The 17,982-nt window shown below is 71.2% G+C and carries 14 protein-coding genes; 6 read left to right on the top strand and 8 right to left on the bottom strand.

Going from position 1 to position 17,982, the window contains the following annotated elements:
• Window positions 1–266 precede the first annotated feature (266 nt).
• The 5 genes from ACH4TV_RS05595 (at window position 267) to ACH4TV_RS05575 (ending at window position 5,500) form a co-directional block, all read left to right on the top strand.
• The gene (locus tag ACH4TV_RS05595) at window positions 267–749 is read left to right on the top strand and encodes a single-stranded DNA-binding protein (protein WP_398394475.1); all 483 of its coding nucleotides are present in this window, start codon (window positions 267–269) and stop codon (window positions 747–749) included.
• A 317-nt stretch (window positions 750–1,066) separates the two neighbouring features.
• Entirely contained in the window at window positions 1,067–2,488 is a 1,422-nt protein-coding gene (locus tag ACH4TV_RS05590) for a TQXA domain-containing protein (protein ID WP_398394473.1), read from the top strand.
• 193 nt (window positions 2,489–2,681) lie between these two features.
• Window positions 2,682–4,346: an energy-dependent translational throttle protein EttA gene (gene ettA / locus ACH4TV_RS05585; RefSeq protein WP_398394472.1), complete on the top strand. Its 1,665-nt coding sequence runs from the start codon at window positions 2,682–2,684 to the stop codon at window positions 4,344–4,346.
• 6 nt (window positions 4,347–4,352) lie between these two features.
• On the top strand, window positions 4,353–4,802 hold the full coding sequence (locus ACH4TV_RS05580) for an acyl-CoA thioesterase (protein ID WP_398394470.1): 450 nt from the start codon (window positions 4,353–4,355) through the stop codon (window positions 4,800–4,802).
• Window positions 4,799–5,500, top strand: a complete 702-nt coding sequence (locus ACH4TV_RS05575; RefSeq protein WP_398394468.1) for a hypothetical protein — start codon at window positions 4,799–4,801, stop codon at window positions 5,498–5,500. Before ACH4TV_RS05580 ends, ACH4TV_RS05575 begins: the two co-directional genes overlap by 4 nt.
• 21 nt (window positions 5,501–5,521) lie before the next feature.
• On the opposite strand, the gene ACH4TV_RS05570 is transcribed toward ACH4TV_RS05575, so the two are convergent.
• Window positions 5,522–5,926 (bottom strand): globin, encoded by a 405-nt coding sequence (locus ACH4TV_RS05570; RefSeq protein WP_369033295.1) that lies wholly within the window; start codon window positions 5,924–5,926, stop codon window positions 5,522–5,524.
• A gap of 136 nt (window positions 5,927–6,062) precedes the next feature.
• On the opposite strand from ACH4TV_RS05570, the gene ACH4TV_RS05565 reads away from it, so the two are divergent.
• A complete protein-coding gene (locus tag ACH4TV_RS05565; RefSeq protein WP_398394466.1) occupies window positions 6,063–7,070 on the top strand; it encodes a methyltransferase domain-containing protein in 1,008 nt (335 codons plus the stop codon).
• Between the two features lie 38 nt (window positions 7,071–7,108).
• Here the strand turns inward: ACH4TV_RS05565 and ACH4TV_RS05560 are convergent, their stop codons facing one another.
• The 7 genes from ACH4TV_RS05560 to ACH4TV_RS05530 all read right to left on the bottom strand — a co-directional run bounded on the left by ACH4TV_RS05560 (window position 7,109) and on the right by ACH4TV_RS05530 (window position 17,921).
• The gene (locus ACH4TV_RS05560; RefSeq protein ID WP_398394464.1) at window positions 7,109–8,530 is read right to left on the bottom strand and encodes an FHA domain-containing protein; all 1,422 of its coding nucleotides are present in this window, start codon (window positions 8,528–8,530) and stop codon (window positions 7,109–7,111) included.
• A gap of 41 nt (window positions 8,531–8,571) precedes the next feature.
• Complete coding sequence (locus ACH4TV_RS05555; protein ID WP_398394462.1) at window positions 8,572–9,918, bottom strand: VWA domain-containing protein; 1,347 nt, start codon at window positions 9,916–9,918, stop codon at window positions 8,572–8,574.
• Window positions 9,919–10,020: 102 nt separating this feature from the next.
• A complete protein-coding gene (locus tag ACH4TV_RS05550; protein WP_398394460.1) occupies window positions 10,021–11,385 on the bottom strand; it encodes a PP2C family serine/threonine-protein phosphatase in 1,365 nt (454 codons plus the stop codon).
• Window positions 11,386–13,935: a tetratricopeptide repeat protein gene (locus ACH4TV_RS05545; protein WP_398394458.1), complete on the bottom strand. Its 2,550-nt coding sequence runs from the start codon at window positions 13,933–13,935 to the stop codon at window positions 11,386–11,388. It abuts the gene before it with no gap.
• Window positions 13,935–15,260: a hypothetical protein gene (locus tag ACH4TV_RS05540; protein ID WP_398394456.1), complete on the bottom strand. Its 1,326-nt coding sequence runs from the start codon at window positions 15,258–15,260 to the stop codon at window positions 13,935–13,937. Before ACH4TV_RS05540 ends, ACH4TV_RS05545 begins: the two co-directional genes overlap by 1 nt.
• A 53-nt stretch (window positions 15,261–15,313) precedes the next feature.
• Window positions 15,314–16,372, bottom strand: coding sequence for a glutamate ABC transporter substrate-binding protein (locus tag ACH4TV_RS05535; protein ID WP_398394454.1), 1,059 nt, complete (start codon window positions 16,370–16,372; stop codon window positions 15,314–15,316).
• Window positions 16,373–16,439: 67 nt separating this feature from the next.
• Window positions 16,440–17,921, bottom strand: a complete 1,482-nt coding sequence (locus ACH4TV_RS05530) for a hypothetical protein (protein WP_398394452.1) — start codon at window positions 17,919–17,921, stop codon at window positions 16,440–16,442.
• Window positions 17,922–17,982: the final 61 nt, after the last annotated feature.

Here is a 17,982-nt window from a genome sequence, read left to right as displayed (position 1 = left end):
GACCCCGGTGGAGTGAGCCGAAGGGGACACGGGGGTCCCTCGGTCGGGTGACGGAGTTTTCCACAACCGGTCGGTAGTCCACAGGGCTCAGCGGGCTCGGCCCGACGGATGCATTCTGGCTTCGCGGCGATCACGACGGACGTGATCGCCGACGAAGCGGTGACCGGGGATTCTCGCGGTCGCTGTGCCAGACGCAGCCGTACGGGACGGGCCCGTACGTGTACCCGCCCGGCGTGAGCGCGCCGGGGCAGAGAGGGGTGGTTCACGTGAACGAGACGATGGTGTGCGCGGTGGGCAATGTGGCGACGCAGCCGGTGTACCGAGACCTGGCGGCGGGGGCGTCGGCGCGGTTCCGGCTCGCGGTGACCTCGCGCTACTGGGACCGCGAGAAGAACACGTGGACGGACGGGCACACCAACTTCTTCACGGTGTGGGCGAACCGGGCGCTCGCGACGAACGTCGGGGCGTCGTTGACGGTGGGCGAACAGGTCATCGTGCAGGGCCGGTTGAAGGTGCGCACGGAGATCCGCGACGGGCAGAGCTGGACGTCGGCGGACATCGACGCCGTGGCGATCGGCCACGACCTCGCGCGGGGTACGTCGGCCTTCCGGCGCTCGGCCGGCCCGGTCAGGGGAGAGAGCGGGCCTGTCGGGACACCGCCCCGCCCCGAACCCAGTTGGGAGACACCGGTGCCCGACGAGGGCGCCTCGGCGGATCGACAGCGGCGGGAGCCGGCTGCGGTGACGTGACATCAGGCCGGGCCCCGCGCCGGTGCTGACCGAACTGGGGCTTATCGATGAACTGTTCGGTGAAAGGGGCGTTATCGATGAATGCGTTCCGAGCGAACCGGTGCATTTGTCGATAAGCCACACCCGTGAACAGCCCTCGACCGGCACGCCGATGATCTTGGCGATAACGATTCCGAGTCGGATCGGTTATCCGATCACAGGACTGGAAAGTGCGGTGCGCCACGTCTCTAGGATGCCGGGCATAGCTCACGGGGCTTCTGATTCCGCTGGTGGGACCGCACCCCCACGTCAACAGGTCCCGCTCGAAGGGGAATTCTGTGTTTTCTTCGTTCTCTGCGTTGTCCAGGCGCAGGCGAGCGGCGGCGGCCCGGCTCGCCGCCGCGACGATGGTGTCCGGTCTCGCCGTCACCGGCGCGATGATCGGCGCCGGCACGGCCGTCGCCGACGGGACTCCGTGGCAGGGGGGCGGGGCGACCGCCACCATAGGCGCGCTGAAGACGTTCGGCGCGGCCGTCATTCATGAGGACGGCGGCGAACAGCAGGTGTCCGCGGGCCTGTTCGAGATGTCCGTCGACAACGGCGGCACGCTCCAGACGTACTGCGTGGATCTCCACAACCCGACCCAGAAGGACGCCAAGTACCAGGAGACCTCCTGGAGCGGCACCTCTCTGGGCGTCAACAAGGACGCGGGCAGGATTCGCTGGATCCTGCAGAACTCCTACCCGCAGGTCAACGACCTCGCGGCGCTGGCCGGCCGGGCGGGTGCGGCCGGTCTCACCGAGCAGGACGCGGCGGCGGGCACCCAGGTGGCCATCTGGCGGTACTCGGACGGCGCGGACGTGGACGCGGTCGACCCGCAGGCCGAGAAGCTCGCGGACTATCTGGAGAGGAGTGCGCAGGATCTCGCGGAGCCCGAGGCCTCGCTGACTCTCGACCCGCCCGCGGTCTCCGGCCACCCCGGGGAGCGGCTCGGACCGGTCACGGTGCACACCAACGCGGACAGCGTCACGGTGATACCGCCCGCCGACGCGGCGACGAGCGGGGTGCGGGTCGTCGACAAGGACGGCAAGGCCGTCACGTCCGCGGTCGACGGCGGCCAGGTGTTCTTCGACGTGCCCGCTGACGCCGTGGACGGTTCGGCCGCACTGAGCGTGCAGGCCTCGACCAGTGTGCCGGTCGGCCGTGCCTTCGCCTCCGACAGCAGGAGCCAGACCCAGATCCTGGCCGGCTCCAGCGAGTCCACGGTCTCCGCGATGGCGACCGCGAACTGGGCGGCGACCGGTCCGGTCCCCGCGCTGTCGGCACAGAAGAACTGCGCCAAGAACGGTGTGGACATCACGGCGGCCAACAAGGGCGACGAGGCGTTCACCTTCCAGCTGATGGGGTTCGAGCACACCATCGAGGCCGGGGCGTCGCGGACGGTGACGATTCCCTTGCAGGAGGACCAGCCGTACGACTTCACGATTGTGGGACCGAACGGCTTCGAGCAGCGGTTCGCGGGTGTCCTCGACTGCGAGATCCAGGGCGGCGCGGGCGGTGACTCGGTCCAGACGCTCAGCGAGCCCAGCCCGGCCCTGGCGGGCGACGCCCCCGCCGAGGGCGTCAATCTGGCCGAGACCGGCGGCTCCAGCGCGACGCCGATGATCGCCGGCATAGCGATCGTCCTGCTCGTGATCGGCGGCGGAGTGGTGCTCCTCGTCGGCAAGAAGGAGTCGCACGGGCCGGGCGGCCTGAAGTGAGTGTGAGCGACATCGCACCTTGACAACTCAACAGTGTGTGACCGCACGGTGACCCACTGAGTGAAGCGGCCCCGGCCCGCCCGCCAGGCGTCCGGGGCCGCTGACGTACTGGTTTCCTACGAGAGGTAGCCGTCAGGCAAGATGGGGTGTATCGCTGCCCACTGCCAGATTTCAAGCTGCCGGACGGTTTCTCTTGGCTGAGTACATTTACACCATGCGCAAGACGCGCAAGGCGCACGGCGACAAGGTCATCCTTGACGACGTGACGCTGAGCTTCCTGCCCGGCGCGAAGATCGGTGTGGTCGGCCCGAACGGTGCTGGTAAGTCCACCGTTCTGAAGATCATGGCGGGCCTGGAGCAGCCGTCCAACGGTGACGCGTTCCTGTCGCCCGGCTACACCGTCGGCATCCTCATGCAGGAGCCGAAGCTGGACGAGTCCAAGACGGTCCTGGAGAACGTCCAGGACGGCGCAGCCGAGATCATGGGCAAGCTCAACCGCTTCAACGAGGTCGCCGAGCTGATGGCGACCGACTACTCCGACGCGCTCCTCGACGAGATGGGCAAGCTCCAGGAAGACCTGGATCACGCCAACGCCTGGGATCTCGACGCGCAGTTGGAGCAGGCCATGGACGCGCTGGGCTGCCCGCCCGGCGACTGGCCGGTCGTCAACCTCTCCGGCGGTGAGAAGCGTCGCGTCGCACTCTGCAAGCTGCTGATCGAGGCTCCGGACCTGCTTCTCCTCGACGAGCCCACCAACCACCTCGACGCCGAGTCGGTGAACTGGCTGGAGCAGCACCTCTCGAAGTACGCGGGCTGCGTCATCGCTGTCACTCACGACCGGTACTTCCTGAACAACGTCGCCGAGTGGATCCTCGAGCTGGACCGCGGCCGTGCGATCGCCTACGAGGGCAACTACTCCACGTACCTCGAGAAGAAGTCCACCCGCCTCAAGGTCGAGGGCCGCAAGGACGAGAAGCGGCAGAAGCGGCTCAAGGACGAGCTGGAGTGGGTCCGGTCCAACGCCAAGGGCCGGCAGACCAAGTCCAAGGCGCGCCTCGCCCGTTACGAGGAGATGGCGGCCGAGGCCGACAAGATGCGGAAGCTGGACTTCGAGGAGATCCAGATCCCGCCGGGCCCGCGTCTGGGCTCCATCGTCGTCGAGGTCAACAACCTCTCCAAGGCGTTCGGTGACAAGGTCCTCATCGACGACCTGTCCTTCACCCTGCCGCGCAACGGCATCGTGGGCGTCATCGGCCCGAACGGCGCGGGCAAGACCACGCTGTTCAAGATGATCCAGGGCCTTGAGACCCCTGACTCCGGTGCGATCAAGGTCGGCGACACCGTCAAGATCAGTTACGTCGACCAGAGCCGCGCCAACATCGACCCCAAGAAGTCGCTGTGGGCCGTCGTCTCCGACGAGCTCGACTACATCAACGTCGGTCAGGTCGAGATGCCGTCGCGTGCCTATGTGTCCGCCTTCGGCTTCAAGGGCCCGGACCAGCAGAAGCCGGCCGGTGTCCTCTCCGGCGGTGAGCGCAACCGTCTGAACCTGGCGCTGACCCTCAAAGAGGGCGGCAACCTGCTGCTCCTCGACGAACCCACCAACGACCTCGACGTGGAGACGCTGTCCTCGCTCGAGAACGCGCTGCTCGAGTTCCCCGGTGCGGCCGTGGTCATCTCCCACGACCGCTGGTTCCTGGACCGGGTCGCGACGCACATCCTCGCGTACGAGGGCGAGTCGAAGTGGTACTGGTTCGAGGGCAACTTCGAGTCGTATGAGAAGAACAAGGTCGAGAGGCTGGGGGCGGATGCTACTCGTCCGCACCGCGCCACCTACAAGAAGCTGACCCGGGGCTGATCGATCTTGCGGCATATCTACCGCTGCCCCCTGCGCTGGGCGGACATGGACGCGTACGGCCACGTCAACAACGTGGTCTTCCTCCGCTACCTGGAGGAAGCCCGTATCGACTTCCTGTTCCGCCCGGACAAGGATTTCCAGCAGGGGTCCGTGGTGGCACGCCATGAGATCGACTACAAAAAGCAGTTGGTCCACCGGCACGCGCCCGTGGACATCGAGCTGTGGGTCACGCAGATAAGAGCGGCGGCCTTCACGCTCACCTACGAGGTCAAGGACCCGGACCAGGTGTACGTGCAGGCCTCGACGGTCGTCGTGCCGTTCGACTTCGCGACCCAGCGCCCGCGCCGCATCACCTCCGAGGAACGTGAGTTCCTGGAGGAGTACATGGACGCGGGCGGGGACGCGGACGAGAACGACGAAAACAGTGCCGACGAGGGCGGGGCCGTCGCCGCATGACGGTCCTGCACTTCGCCGACGGCGGGGAGGCGGGCGACGTCGCCGCCTTCCTCGCCCGGCTGCTCCACTACGACCGTGGAGCAGCGGTGCGCCTCCAGGCGGCCGGTACCGCGCTCGCCGTGTTCGGGCGCCCCCCGTCCTTCGAGGTCCTCGCGATCCGCGCGGCCCGACTCGCCAAGCCGTACGAGAACGGACTGGACGTCGCCCTCGACGTCACCGTGTCGGCCGGGGAACTCCTGGAGACGGTCGACGAGTCCGCCGCCACCCTCACCGTCCCGGCCGCGGTGACCGGCCCTCCGTGGGCCGGGATGCTGCCCCCGCGCGGCGGCTGGCAGCCGGAACCGGGCCTGCCCGCGCCGGACGCGCTGCGCGCGATGGTCGCCGCGGCGATCGCCGAATTTCGGTCCCGTACGCAGGAGTTGACGCCCGAGCTGCGTACCCGCGCCGAACTCGACCGGATCGGACGGGAGATCTGGACCCGGACGGTGGGGGACACCCGCCTGCCGGTACGGGCCGTACACGCGGCGCAGTCCCTGGGCTTCCTGCGGCCGGCCCGACAGGGCCCGGGCGCACCGGCATCCGGCGAGGCGCCCCTCGCACTGGTCTCTTCAGGGCCGTGGCTTCGGCTGCGCACCCCGTACGGATCGATCGCCGTACGCAGGGCGGGACTCGGAGCGCTGGACGTCAGCGTCCGCTGAAGGCCTGGGCCGAGGGCTTGCTCAGCCCTCCGTGTTCACCATCGAGGCCGCCGCGTACGTCAGGTAGTTCCACAGCGTCCGCTCGTGCTCCTCGGAGAGGCCGAGCTCCTCGACAGCCACCCGCATGTGCTTCAGCCAGGCGTCGTGCGCGGCCCGGTCCACGGCGAAGGGGGCGTGGCGCATCCGCAGCCGGGGGTGGCCGCGGTTCTCGCTGTACGTCGTGGGGCCGCCCCAGTACTGGATCAGGAACAGCGTGAACCGTTCCTCGGCCGGGCCCAGGTCCTCCTCCGGATACATGGGCCGCAGCAGCGGGTCCTCGGCGACACCCTCGTAGAACCGGTGCACAAGGCGCCGGAAGGTCTCCTCGCCGCCGACCTGCTCGTAGAAGGTCTGCTCCTGAAGCGTGCCGCGCGGAATCTCTTTCACCTCACCATGGTCTCAGACGCGGAGACCGAGGACTCAAGGCTTAGGACCAGCCCCTCCCGGCCGTACTGAGCCCCCGCTTCCGTTTCGGCCGGTATCGGCGCTCGCGTCCCGGCCCGAGCCGCAGGACAGTGGATGTATGGGCGCACACGCTCTCCACGAGGGCAGGGACGACGACCGAGGCGACCTGGACGACCTCGCCGCCTCGGCGCGGGCTGAACTCGTGCGGGTGATCGAGGCGAGCGGGGCCTGGGACACCGACCCGGCCTGGCGGGAGGCGTTCGAGGCGGTGCCGAGGCATCTCTTCGTGCCGTACTACTACGCCGGTGCCGTGGGCGGCCAGCAGCGGCTGTGGGGCGAGAGTCGCGATCCGCGCACCCGTGAGCGCTGGGTGCGCGGGGCCTACGCGGACGCGCCGCTCGCGACCCGGGTACGCGACGGGGAGCTGCTCTCCTCCAGCAGCCAGCCCTCCCTCATGGCCGCGATGCTTGCCGAACTGCACGTCGAGGACGGGCACAACATCCTGGAGATCGGCGCCGGTACGGGGTACAACGCGGCGCTGCTCGCCCACCGCCTCGGCGACGCCCTCGTCACGACGGTGGATCTGGACCCGGAGATCACCGAGTCGGCCCGCCGGCATCTGGCTGCCGCCGGATACCACCCGGCCGTCGTCACCGGCGACGGCTCCCGCGGAGTGCCCGAACGCGCCCCCTTCGACCGGATCGTCGCGACCTGCACGCTCACCACGATCCCGCGCGCCTGGCTCGCCCAGTCCCGCCCCGGCGCCCGCATCCTGACCCCGTTCGCCACCGGCCTGGCCGCCCTCACGGTCCGCGACGCCGACCATGCCGAGGGCCGCTTCCTGCACACGTCCGCCTACTTCGTGCCGCTGCGGGGCGGGAACAGGCCGGAGCGGGACGTTCCGCACCTGGGCGCCCTCCCGCGCCGTACCCGCGACCACGAGCTGCTCCGGTTCCTGCTGGCGCTCACCCGGGGCAGCCTCGACCCGCAGGAGGCGTACACGCTGTGGGAGCGCGAGGACCGGCCGGTCAGGGAGCGGTACGGGATCACGGTCAGCGGCGACCGGGAGTGGGCCTGGCTGGACGAACCCACAGGTCCGTACGCCTGGCCCCTCCCCGCGACCTGACGGAAGTCCTTCGCGCAGGACTTCCGGGAGCCGCCCTCTTATCCCCGGCGGATCGTGATCGTCGTCCACGCGCCCACGTGCACCCGGTCGCCGTCCTGGAGGGGGACGGGGACGAAGGGCTGGATGGGCTCCTCGGAGTTGTTGACCGTCGTACCGTTCGTCGAGTTCTGGTCGACGACCGCCCAGCTGCCGTCGGGCTGCTGGACCAGCACCGCGTGCTGGTGCGAGACGCCCGGGTCCTCCGGCGGGACCGCCAGGTCGATGTCCGGGGACTCGCCCGTGGAGTGGCGGCGGCGGCCGATCGTGATCTGGTTGCCGGTGAGCGCGCGCTGCTGCTCGGGTGAGTACGCGGGCAGGTTCAGGCCCGTGGCCTCGGGGCCGGAGCGCTGCATCATCGCCATGAAGTACTCGCGGTCCGGGCCGATCGTCGCGGACCAGGACAGCGGCTGCTGCTGGCCGTAGCCGCCGCCGGGTGCGGGCGGGGCCTGGTTCGGGCCGGGCTGCGGGTAGCCGTAGCCGCCGCCGGGCCCAGGAGCGGTGCGCGGACCGCCGGGGCCGCCGGACGGCGGGGAGATCACCCAGTCGTCGTCACCGCCGCCGAAGCCGCCACCGGGGCCGGTCTGCTGCTGGCCACCGTGCCGGCCCGACTCCTGCGGGAACGCGGGCGGGGAGGGCGGACCGGACGGGTGGAACGCCTGCGGAGCACCGCCGGGACCGCCAGGGCTGCCTTGCGGCGGGTACCCCTGCGGGCCGCCGGACGTGCCGGGGCCGCCCTGCGGCGGGTAGCCGTACCCCTGAGGGCCGCCGGACCCGCTGGGCGGGAAGCCCTGCTGACCGCCGGGGGACGTGCCGCCGGGGCCACCTTGGCCACCGGGCGGGTACCCCTGCGGACCACCGCCGGGGCCACCGGGCGCGCCGGGCGTGGGGCCGGGGGGCGGGGGAACCGGGCGGGACGGGTCGCTGCCGAAGGGCGGGATGGGTTCGGCGGGGCGGTTCATCTGCGACGGACGCGAGCTCTGGTAGTCGTAGCCGTCACCGCCGCCGCCGCCGTAGGACGGTCCGGGCGGCGGAGGCTGGAACCGCTGGCCGGGGCCCGCGCCACCGGGACCTGCTCCGTAGCCCTGGCCCTGTCCCTGGCCGGGGGCAGGCGGGCGCGGGGCGGCCGGGGTGTACGAGGTCGCCGTGTTGGTCAGGAAGTTCCACCGGCACTCCTCGCAGAAGGGCGCGCCCCCCTCGCGGGGGGTACGGCACTGCGGGCACAGCTCCTGCTCGGCGTCCGGTACGGCGGACAGGTGCGAGCGGCTGCCGGGCGCTCCGGTGGCGGAACCCGGCGGCGGGTAGCCGTAACCGGGCGCCGGGGGTGGCGGCGGGGGCGGGGGCACGGCTCCGGCCATGCGGTGACCGCAGACCTCGCACCAGTCGTCGGAACCCGACTGGTGTCCGTTCGGGCAGGTCGGCATGTCGGCGCTTCCCCCTCTCCTCTTCGCTACGTTTTGTTCGGTTACTTCTTTACACGAACAGTCTTTGTGGACCGTGTTTCGAGCGTCATCTCGTCGGCCTCTTCGACCTTCGCCTTCAGTCGCACAGTACCTGCCGCGGCGTCGACCACGTCCACCACCTTCGCAAGCAGTTTCGCAGTATCCGCGTTTCCGGAGGCGCTGGCGAGCTGAACGGCCCGCCCCAGCTTGGCCGTTGCGCCGTCGACATCGCCCGCTTTGCGAGCATCGAGGCCCTGCTGGATGACCTGCGCCAGTTCGGCCTGACCTGTGTAGTGCGCGACCTGGGGGTTGATCGACGTCGAGGCAGCCATGTCGTCGGTCCACACGGCCCGTACGAGGCCCTGGGCGCCGAGGTTCTGGGCGCTGCCGTCGGGCTGCGGGATCACCAGGGAGACGCGGGCCGCCAGCATTTCCTGGCCGATGTTGGCCGAGGGCACCTCGACGCACACGTGGTAGTCACGTGACTCGTCTCCCCAGGAACCGGTGGGGTAGTCGCCGGCGCGCGGGCCGGCCTCCGTACGGCGGTCGGTCAACTCCTCGACGGTGGGCGCGACCTGCTTGACGAACTTGATCTCCGTGCCGACCGGGGTCCACAGGCGCAGGGCGACGTCCGCGACCTCCTTGCCCATGGCCGTCTCCATCATCTGCGTGAAGTCGGCGGCGAGGTGTGCCGGGTCGGCGACGATGTCGGCGGTGCCGAGCAGCGCGGAGGCGATCCCGGTGACCTCCTTGACCTCCCAGTCGGTGCCCACGCCCCGCGCGTCACAGGTGAAGCGGCCGGCGCAGGAGTCCAGGGCGGCCTTCAGGTCCTCCGGCGACTCGTGTTCGTTGCGGCCGTCGGTGAGCAGGATGCCGTGCCGGATGGCGACGTCCGCCGATGACAGCAGACGGTCGGCGAGGCGCAGCCAGGTGCCGATGGCCGTACCGCCGCCCGCACTGAGTCGGCGCAGCGCCTGCTTGGCCTGCTCGCGGGTGGTCGCGTCGGCGACCGCGAGCCGCCCACCGCCCGGATAGACCTCCCTGGCGACGTGTGTGCCGTCGATCACCGTGAAGTGCACACCGTCGCGTACGGCGTCGATCGCGGCGGACGTCGCGTCCCGGGCGCCCCGCATCTTGGTCGGCGGGTAGTCCATCGAACCGGAGCAGTCGACCATGATCGCCACGGCCGCGTCCGGACCCTGGCCCGGTGAGTAGAGGTGAGGTGCCGCGACCGCGGTGCCGACCGTGCCGCCGCCGGTCGCGGTGACCGTCACGATCGCGCTGACCTCGCGGCCGCTCTCGGGCAGGTACTCGTTCTGGTACACGTCCACCGAGAACTGCGGCACGTTCGACTTCGAGAAATTGGCCATGCGTGCTTCGCTCCCCCTCGAAAACCCCACATCCGTGGAGCAGTGACTGTATGCGGACCAGTCCCCTCCGGTCCTTCTGGGGGCACCCCCGTGTCAGTGCCCTCAGGCCGATCCTGCCCCCTGCGGCGGGGCGGGGAACGGCACGACGGCCACTGTTACGTTGTCGTGGCCCCCGCCGTCCAGAGCATGGCCGAGCAGGACCCGGGCGGCGTGCAGCGGGCGTGACGCGGCATCCAGGGGGAGAACCTCGGCCAGTTCCTCCGCCGCCTCCGCGTAGTTCCACAGCCCGTCCGTGCACACCACCACTACACCTGGCCGGTCCGGCTTGAAGGAAGCCGTGTGCGGCTCCAGTTCGTACGCGTCCGCGCCGAGCCAGCCCGTGATGGCGTGGGCCCGCTCGTCGGCGTACGCCTCCGCCTCGTTCATCAGGCCCGCGGCGACCATCTGGGCGGCCCACGAGTCGTCCTCGGTGAGGCGGGCGGAGGCGGTGGAGCGGTCCAGCGGGACCCAGTAGGCGCGGCTGTCGCCGACCCAGCCCACGACCAGCAGCGTCGGCGTGACGATGGCGCCCACCAGTGTGCAGGCCGGGGAGTTCTGGTGCGGGGTGTGCTCGCGGGCCCCGGCGGGCTCGTCGGCCAGCGCGTTCACGGCGTGCGAGGCGGCGATGATCGCGTCCTGCATCGCCTGCTGCGGGTGGGTGCCCTGGGGCAGGGCGGCCATCAGCGAGTCGCCGGCCGCCCGGGACGCGGCGAGGGAGGCCTCGTCGGGGCGGGTCGCCGAGGAGACGCCGTCGCAGACGATCGCGACCAGCGCGGGGGAGCGGTCGGGCAGGGTGGTGTGGGAGATCGCGTACGCGTCCTCGTTGCGGTGGTGACGCAGGCCCCGGTCGCTCACCGCGGCGAGTGGGCCGACCTCGTCCTCCGTGTGGTCGCGCTCGCGCGGCTGGGCGTGCCCGCAGTTCTCGCAGTAGCCGTCGTGGTCGACGCGGCCCGCCCGGCAGGCCACGCACACCTTGGTGCCGGCCGGGGGCGTCGCGGCCCCGGCGGCACGCGGGGTTGGCGCCTGGAGCGGGTACTCGTCGGGCTCACCGCCGGCGGACCGGTCGAACCGGACGCCCGTGGCCGGGGAGACAGGCGAGCCCGTGGGCGGCAGCCCGGGCATCGGGGGGAGCGCCATGCCGCCCGAGTCGGTGCCCTGGAGGTCGGTCGGCAGGTGCAGCGGCGCCGGGGTGCCGGAGCTGCTGGTCTCGGGCGCGAGGGGCCAGTCCACGGAATCGGCCTCCGAAGGCGGGAGCGGTGCCACCGCGGGGGCGCCGTTCATGGTGAGGGTGGGCGAGTCGCCGGGGTGCGGGGGCACGGCCGACAGGTCGTACCCGCACGCGCCGCAGAAGCGGTCGCCCGACTCGAGCGGCTCCTCGCAGCTCGGGCACTTGGACAGGGCGGTCGGCTGGGGCATCTGGGACATCAACTACACCCACGTCCGGGGGCGGTAACGGTTGGCGCGTTCCACCAGGTCGATCCTTTCCTCGCCGCCCTGCGCGAGCCGGGCCAGCGTCCGGTACGAACGCTCGAGACCGAAGCGCAGACCACGCTCGTCCAGGTCACTGCCGAGCAGTACCCGTCCCCCGGCGGCCGAAGGGGCGGAACTCTGGTCCTGGGAGAGTATCCAGTCCAGCGCGCAGCCGAGGACCTCCGCCGACAGCTGCTCCCGCCGGACCGCGTCCAGACCGTAGCCGCCGAGCGCCTCGACCTGCACGGCGGACGCGATCAGATCGTCCAGGAACGCCGCGTCGGCCGGGACGACGGCCCGCTGCCGCAGCCGCGCCCGTACGGCGGCCACCCGGGCGGCCGTGTAGTGGATCGACGCCTCCGGAACCGACTCCAGCGTCCGTACGGCGCCACTGCGGTCGCCCGCCGCCAACTGGACGCGGGCCAGGCCGAACGCGGCGCTCACATAGCTCGGGTCGGTCGTCCACACCAGCCGGTAGTACTCGGCGGCGTTGTCCAGCTGGCCCAGCACCTCCGCGCACAGCCCGAGGGCCAGCTTGGGCGGAGTCTCGCCCGGGAAGGCGTCGTAGATCGCGTCGAACGACAGCGCGGCGCCCTCGTGATCGCCCGTCACCAGTGAGGCCACGCCCTGGTACCAGACCACCCGCCAGTCGTCGGGCCGCTCCTCCTCCAGCTCGACCAGCGCCGCCAGGGCGGTGTTGAAGGCGCCGCTCTCCAGCTGGGCCCGCACCTGCCGCAGCCGCGTCTCCGTCGACTGCACCGGCGCCACCGCAAGGACACTGATCAGTTCCGTCGGCGCCGAAGCCATCAGCCCCGCGAGGAACCCTGCGTTGGGGTCGGCCGGGTCGACGCGGGGCACGGGCAGCGCGAGTGCGGCGGCAGCGGCGTCGATGGGCTTCACGAGGCGCGGGGCGCCGGTGAGCGCCCTGGTGGCCGCACCGCCGGCGGTCAGGGCGGCCGACGCCGGGGACTTCTTCCCGGTCGGCACCACCCGCGCCCCCAGCCGGGACACCTCCCCGTCCAGCGCCCCGAACAACTCCGTGTCCGTGACCTTCACTTCGGGCCCGAACAGCGTGGACAGGGCGGGCCTGGCCCGGCCCGTCTGCAACGACACCACCTCGCGCAGCACGCCCGTCAGCTGCTCGGACATCTCCTGTGCGGATGCGAACCGGCGGGCCGGGTCGGGGTCGGTGGCGCGGACCAGGAGCCGGTAGAACGACTCGTACTGGCGGAAGACCTCGATGTGGTCGGGGTCGGGCAGGGAGTCCACGAACACGTTCGTGTAGCCCTGGAAGTCGAACGCCAGGACGGCGAGGGTGCGCGCGACCGTGTACAGGTCGGACGCCACCGACGGGCCGACCTCCGCCACCTCCGGCGACTGGTAGCCCACCGTGCCGTAGATGGCCGACTCGTCGTCGTCCATTCTCCGGACCGCGCCCATGTCGATCAGCTTCAGCTGGTCCTCGGTCTGGATCGCGTTGTCGACCTTGAAGTCGCAGTACAGCAAATTGCGACTGTGCAGATGACCGAGTGCTTCGAGCGCCTCGATGCCGTACGCGCACGCCTGTTCCACGGGCAGCGGGTCCCGCTTCCCGCTCGACGTGCGGCGGTCGTTGGCGATCTCCTTCAGCGACTTGCCGCCGACGTACTCCATGACGATGTAGCCGTCGAGCGAGCCCGTGCGCTGGTCGAGGTGCTCGACGAAGTTGTAGATCCGCACGATGTTGGAGTGCTCGATCTCCGCGAGGAAGCGCCGCTCGGAGATCGCGGCGGCCATCGCGTCCTCGTCCCCGGTGTCCAGCAGGCCCTTGAGGACCACCCAGCGGTCGGACACCGCCCGGTCCACGGCGAGGTAGACCCAGCCGAGGCCGCCGTGCGCCAGACAGCCCACCACCTCGTACTGGCCGCGCACGATGTCACCGGTCTGCAGCTTCGGCACGAACGAGTACGGGTGCCCGCACTTCGTGCAGAACCCCTCCGTACGCCCCGGCCGGCCCTCGCCGCGCGCCCGTCCCACCGGCGCACCGCAGTCGGAGCGCGAGCAGAACCGCTTGCGCTCGGGCACCTCCGGGTTCTCCAGCACCATCGCGCGCGGATCGGGCCGCGGCACCCCCGGCACCTCGACCAGGCCCGCACCGAGCCGCCCGCGCCCGGAGGAGCCGGCGGCCGACCCCGAGCTGCGCACCGACACCGAACGGCCCGTCGCCTTGCCCGACAGGGACCGCGACAGTCGGCCGGAGACCGAGCGGCGGGACTGCGAGGAGCGGGACGTACGGGAGGAACGGGACGACTGGGAGCTCGACCCGGACCGTGCCGAACTGCCGCTCCCCGAACGCCGTTTGCCGCTTCCGGTGATGCCGGTGGGCGGTGAGCCGACCATGCCGCTGGCCGACACGACCGGCGCGAGTCCGCACAGGTCGCAGTACAGCTCACCGCCGCCCATGTCCTCGTAACTGCCCTCGCAGTCGGGCCGCTGGCACTTCTGCTGCTCTGTCTCGGTCTCGGTCATCAGTAGTCCCCCCTCCGGTCACTGGGTCCGGCCTGGCCGGGCACCCGCGGGCTGCCGAAGAACTCGGCGGCGGCCTGCTGGTAACGCAGCACGGCCTGTTCCGCGACCCGCAGGTCGCAGGGCGCGCTCCACAGCATGCGGCGCGCCGCGTCGTACCGCTCGATCAGCAGCGGGTCCTCCGCGAGGCCGTGCCGGGCCACCTTCGCCTTGTACGCGTCGAGCCGGCCGCGCAGCTCCGCGCGGACCGCCAGCGGCTGGGTGACCGCCGTCAACGACTCGCGGGCGCGCATCAGTTCGTCCTCCGCCTTCGCCTCCAGCGACTCCAGGAGCGGCGAGAGACGGTGCCACTGCGCGTGCCTGCGGTACTCGGCGGCCGTCGACAGCTGCTCCTGCAACGCCGTGGGCGGGCCACTGACGGCCGGCACCTCGGACGCGGCGATCTTCGCCAGTACCTCACCGCGCGCGCTGCGTGCCTCGGCGAGCGTACGGTCCGCGCGGGACAGCAGGTCGCGCAGCTTGAGGAGCCGTGCCTCGGCGTCCTGGCGGACCGTCAGCACGGCGTCGATCTCCCGGCGTACGTCCTCCAGGGCGCGCGCCTCACGGTCGTACACCGTGGTGTCCGGACGGCCGCCGCCGGGCGCCGAACTGCCCTGGGCGGGCAGCCAGAACGCCAGCGGGTCGGAGATGACCCGCTCGCGCAGGGCGGTCAGCGTGCGCGTGATGTGCTCCAGGTCGTCGCCCGCCGGGTGCTCGCCGGGGCGCACTCCTACGGAGTGCGCCAGTTGGCGGGTGCGCTGCAACTCCGCGGCCAGTAAATCTATCCGCGCGGGCAGTGCCGACCAGACCGCGTCGGCGGTGACGACCATGTCCAGCGAGGTCGCGTACAGCTCGTTCATCCGCTCCACCAGGCCGGCCAGCGAGTACGCCTGGCTGAGCCTGCCGGTGCCGTGCAGTGTGGGCGCGTTGGCGGTCGCCGTCGCGCTGCCCGCGACCGTGACGCACTCGCCGCGCAGCAGCTCGGTCAGCTCGGACAGGTCCTCGCGGCTGGACCAGCGGCGGCGCGAACGGATCCCACGGGCGTCGCGCAGCGCGTCCGAGTACGCGTCGAAGTACGCCCACAGCAGCGTGATCGACGCCTCCGCGGACGTCCAGCGCTCCTTGGTCGTGCCGGAGAGCTCGGCGCCTTCGAGGAGTCTGCGGCCCGCGTGGTCCTGGAGGGCGAGGAGTGAGGTCTCGATGGCCTCGTGCTCCGCGCCGAGCCGCGCCAGCGCACGGTCCACCTCGTCCCGGTCCATCACCGGCCCGGGGGGTCCCGTGACGCCCATCGATCACCTCGGCTAGTCGGTTCGCGGTCAGTTGGGGGTGGGGCGGTGAACCTTCACTTGTAGCTCGGCACCGGCGCCTTCGCCGACTCCGAGTCGCCGCCCAGCGTGGGCGACAGCCATTTGTCGTACGACGTCTGCCAGCCGCCGTCCTGGCGGTACTGCTCCAGTATGCGATTGACCCGGGCGGCCAGGTCGGTCGCGCCCTTCTTCACCGCCACGCCGTAGTACTCCTTGGTGAACGTGGCGCCCTTCAGTTCCACCGTCGGGTCCTGTGCCGCCTGGCTCGCGGCGAGCGCGCCGTCGGTCACCACGGCGTCCACCAGGCCGAGTTGGAGCCGGACGAGACAGTCGAGCTGGCTGGGGACGGTGGCGCGGATGTCGGCGGAGGCGATCGCGGAGCCGCTCTTCTCCTTGTCCGCCTTCAGCCTGTCGTTCGCCGTGGAGCCCTCCGCCGAGCAGATCTTCTTGCCGGCGAGCGTCTTGTCGTACCCCGTGATCGTGGAGCTCTTGGGCGCGAGGACCTGCTGACCGGTGAGGAAGTACGGGGCGGAGAACGCCACGTCCTTCAGCCGGTCGCAGGTGATCGTCATCGTCCGGACGATCATGTCGACGCGGCCTTCCTTGATCGCCGGGATGCGCTGGTTGGTAGGGATGGCCCTGAACTGGACCGCGTCCTCGTCACCGAGGATGTCCTTCGCTATCCGGTGGACCAGGTCGATGTCGAAGCCCTCCAGCTCCGCCGACTTGCCGCCGTTCGGATCGCGGTAGCCCCAGCGGTAGCTGTTCTGGTCGACGCCGACGATCAGCCGCCGGTCCTTACGGGCCTTGATCGCGTCGATCGTCTTCCCGTCCAGGCCGGACGGCACCGGGCTCTGGTCCTGCGGGTTCGCGCACTCCTCCGCGGCCCGCACCTGGACACCGTCGGCGACCCCCTGGCCGCCGGTCCCCGTGCTGCCGTCGCCGTGCGACTGGGCCAGCGGGAGCAGCAGCGCGAAGGCCACCGCGAGGGCGCAGACGGCCGCCATCGCACCCACACCGCCCCAGCCCCGCAGCCCGGCCCGCAGGACCTGGAGACCGGTGCGCAGACTCCGCGGACGTCGCCGTTCGTTCATCGTCACGCCCCCTCCCATCGCCCGAACTCCCTTGCCGCCGCACTCCCTTGTACCGCGTTGTACCGCATCACCGGTACTCCGACAGCCTGCGCCCGATACCGAGCACCGCCCCGGCCGCGCCCAGCACGGCGAGGGCGGCGGCGCCCACCGGGAGGCCGGTCATCGCGTCCCGGCCGTTCCCGGCCGCCTGCGTGAACTCCGCCTGCTCGTGTCCGATCGCCGTCCGCAGCGCCGTGTCGACGTTGTCGAAGCACTCGCCGGTCGGCTTGTCGGCCTTGTCGCCTATCACTCGGGCGAGCGCCTGCTGGAAGTCACCCGACTCGTACTCCGCCTGCGCCTCCTTGTGGCGCTTCTCCCATTCCTCCATACCGCCGACGGCCGACGTGACCGGTTCCTTGCCCGCCCGGTCGTCGGCGAGCCGCTCGGCCTCGGCCAGGCCCTTGCCGAGGGTGCTCATGTCGCCTTCGAAGTCGTGGGCGTAGGCGTCGACGACCGTGCCGTCCTCCAGCTTGGTCGTCTCCGCGCCGCGCGCCACCAGCGTCAGGTTCTCGTTGCCGCGCGCCTTGAGGGAGGCGATCCGGGCGTCGTGCAGCACGTTCAGCGAGCGGATGCCGTGGTCGTAGGAGTCGTTGAGGCCCGAGCGGGCGAAGCTCTGCCCGGCGACCAGCCACAGCAGGACTATTGTCGCGGTGGCCGTCGCCGCCACCAGGCCGTGGTTCAGCACTCGGTTCGTCCGCCGGTAGTTGCGCCGCTGGGCCCAGACGAGGGCGCCGATCACGACGACGCCGAGACCGATCGCCCCCCAGGGGTACGACGTCGCGTCCGCGTAGTCGGAGCGCAGCCGCTCGTTCTCCGTGGAGTAGAGCTTCTCGGCTGCCGGGAGCATCTGCTCCTGCATCGTGTCGTTCGCCAGCCGCAGGTACGAGCCGCCGACCGGGAAGCCCAGCCGGTTGTTGGCGCGGGCCCGCTCGATGTAGCCGGTGTACTCCGACAGGAGCTCGTTGAGCTTGGCGATGGTGGCCGCGGACGAGGAGTCCGGATCGGAGTTGGTCGCGGCGTCGGAGAGCTTGGCGGCGGCGGTGCGGATGTCCTTCTGGTAGCGCTCGCGGGAGGCCGCCGTCTCGTCACCGCCGGCCAGGAAACCGCTGGAGGCGGCGGTGTTGGCGTCCGCGAGGGAGCTGTAGATGTCCGCGGCGGCCGAGCTGAGGGGCTGGCTGTTGTGCAGCACGTCGTCCGCGGCGGACGAACGGTCGGTCATCTGCCAGGCGGTGACGGCACCGAAGGCGACGACGAGCGCCGCGAGCAGGGCGCCGATGATCCGCAGCCGCCCCGGCTCGGTGGTCGCGGCGGCCCGCAACTGGTCGACGCCCTCGGCGAAGGCGGTGCGACGCGGCGGCTCGGGCGGTTCGTGGACGGAACCCGCGCCCGCCTGCGACGGCACGACGGGCACGGGCGACGCGGCGGACGCTCCGGACATGCCGGGCGCGCCCGGCGAGTTGGGTGCCGGTGGTGCCGCACTGCTCGTAGGTGTCACATTGACCTCCCCCATGGTCATCCGTCACCGCCAGTATCGCCTCAGCCACTGACAATCCGCACCGGCCTTGACTGGA

The sequence above is a fragment of the Streptomyces sp. NPDC020898 genome (genome assembly GCF_044333925.1).
GTDB lineage: Bacteria > Actinomycetota > Actinomycetes > Streptomycetales > Streptomycetaceae > Streptomyces.
Note: the sequence above shows the minus strand (reverse complement) of the source record. Positions and strands in the feature narration are given on the sequence as shown.

Bases quoted from the DNA above. Each gene is read 5' to 3' on its own strand.
- ACH4TV_RS05545 (WP_398394458.1), bottom strand. From the start codon at position 13,935: ATGACCGAGACCGAGACAGAGCAGCAGAAGTGCCAGCGGCCCGACTGC.
- ACH4TV_RS05575 (WP_398394468.1), top strand. From the start codon at position 4,799: ATGACGGTCCTGCACTTCGCCGACGGCGGGGAGGCGGGCGACGTCGCC.
- ACH4TV_RS05540 (WP_398394456.1), bottom strand. From the start codon at position 15,260: ATGGGCGTCACGGGACCCCCCGGGCCGGTGATGGACCGGGACGAGGTG.
- ACH4TV_RS05530 (WP_398394452.1), bottom strand. From the start codon at position 17,921: ATGGGGGAGGTCAATGTGACACCTACGAGCAGTGCGGCACCACCGGCA.
- ACH4TV_RS05565 (WP_398394466.1), top strand. From the start codon at position 6,063: ATGGGCGCACACGCTCTCCACGAGGGCAGGGACGACGACCGAGGCGAC.
- ACH4TV_RS05560 (WP_398394464.1), bottom strand. From the start codon at position 8,530: ATGCCGACCTGCCCGAACGGACACCAGTCGGGTTCCGACGACTGGTGC.
- ACH4TV_RS05555 (WP_398394462.1), bottom strand. From the start codon at position 9,918: ATGGCCAATTTCTCGAAGTCGAACGTGCCGCAGTTCTCGGTGGACGTG.
- ACH4TV_RS05535 (WP_398394454.1), bottom strand. From the start codon at position 16,372: ATGAACGAACGGCGACGTCCGCGGAGTCTGCGCACCGGTCTCCAGGTC.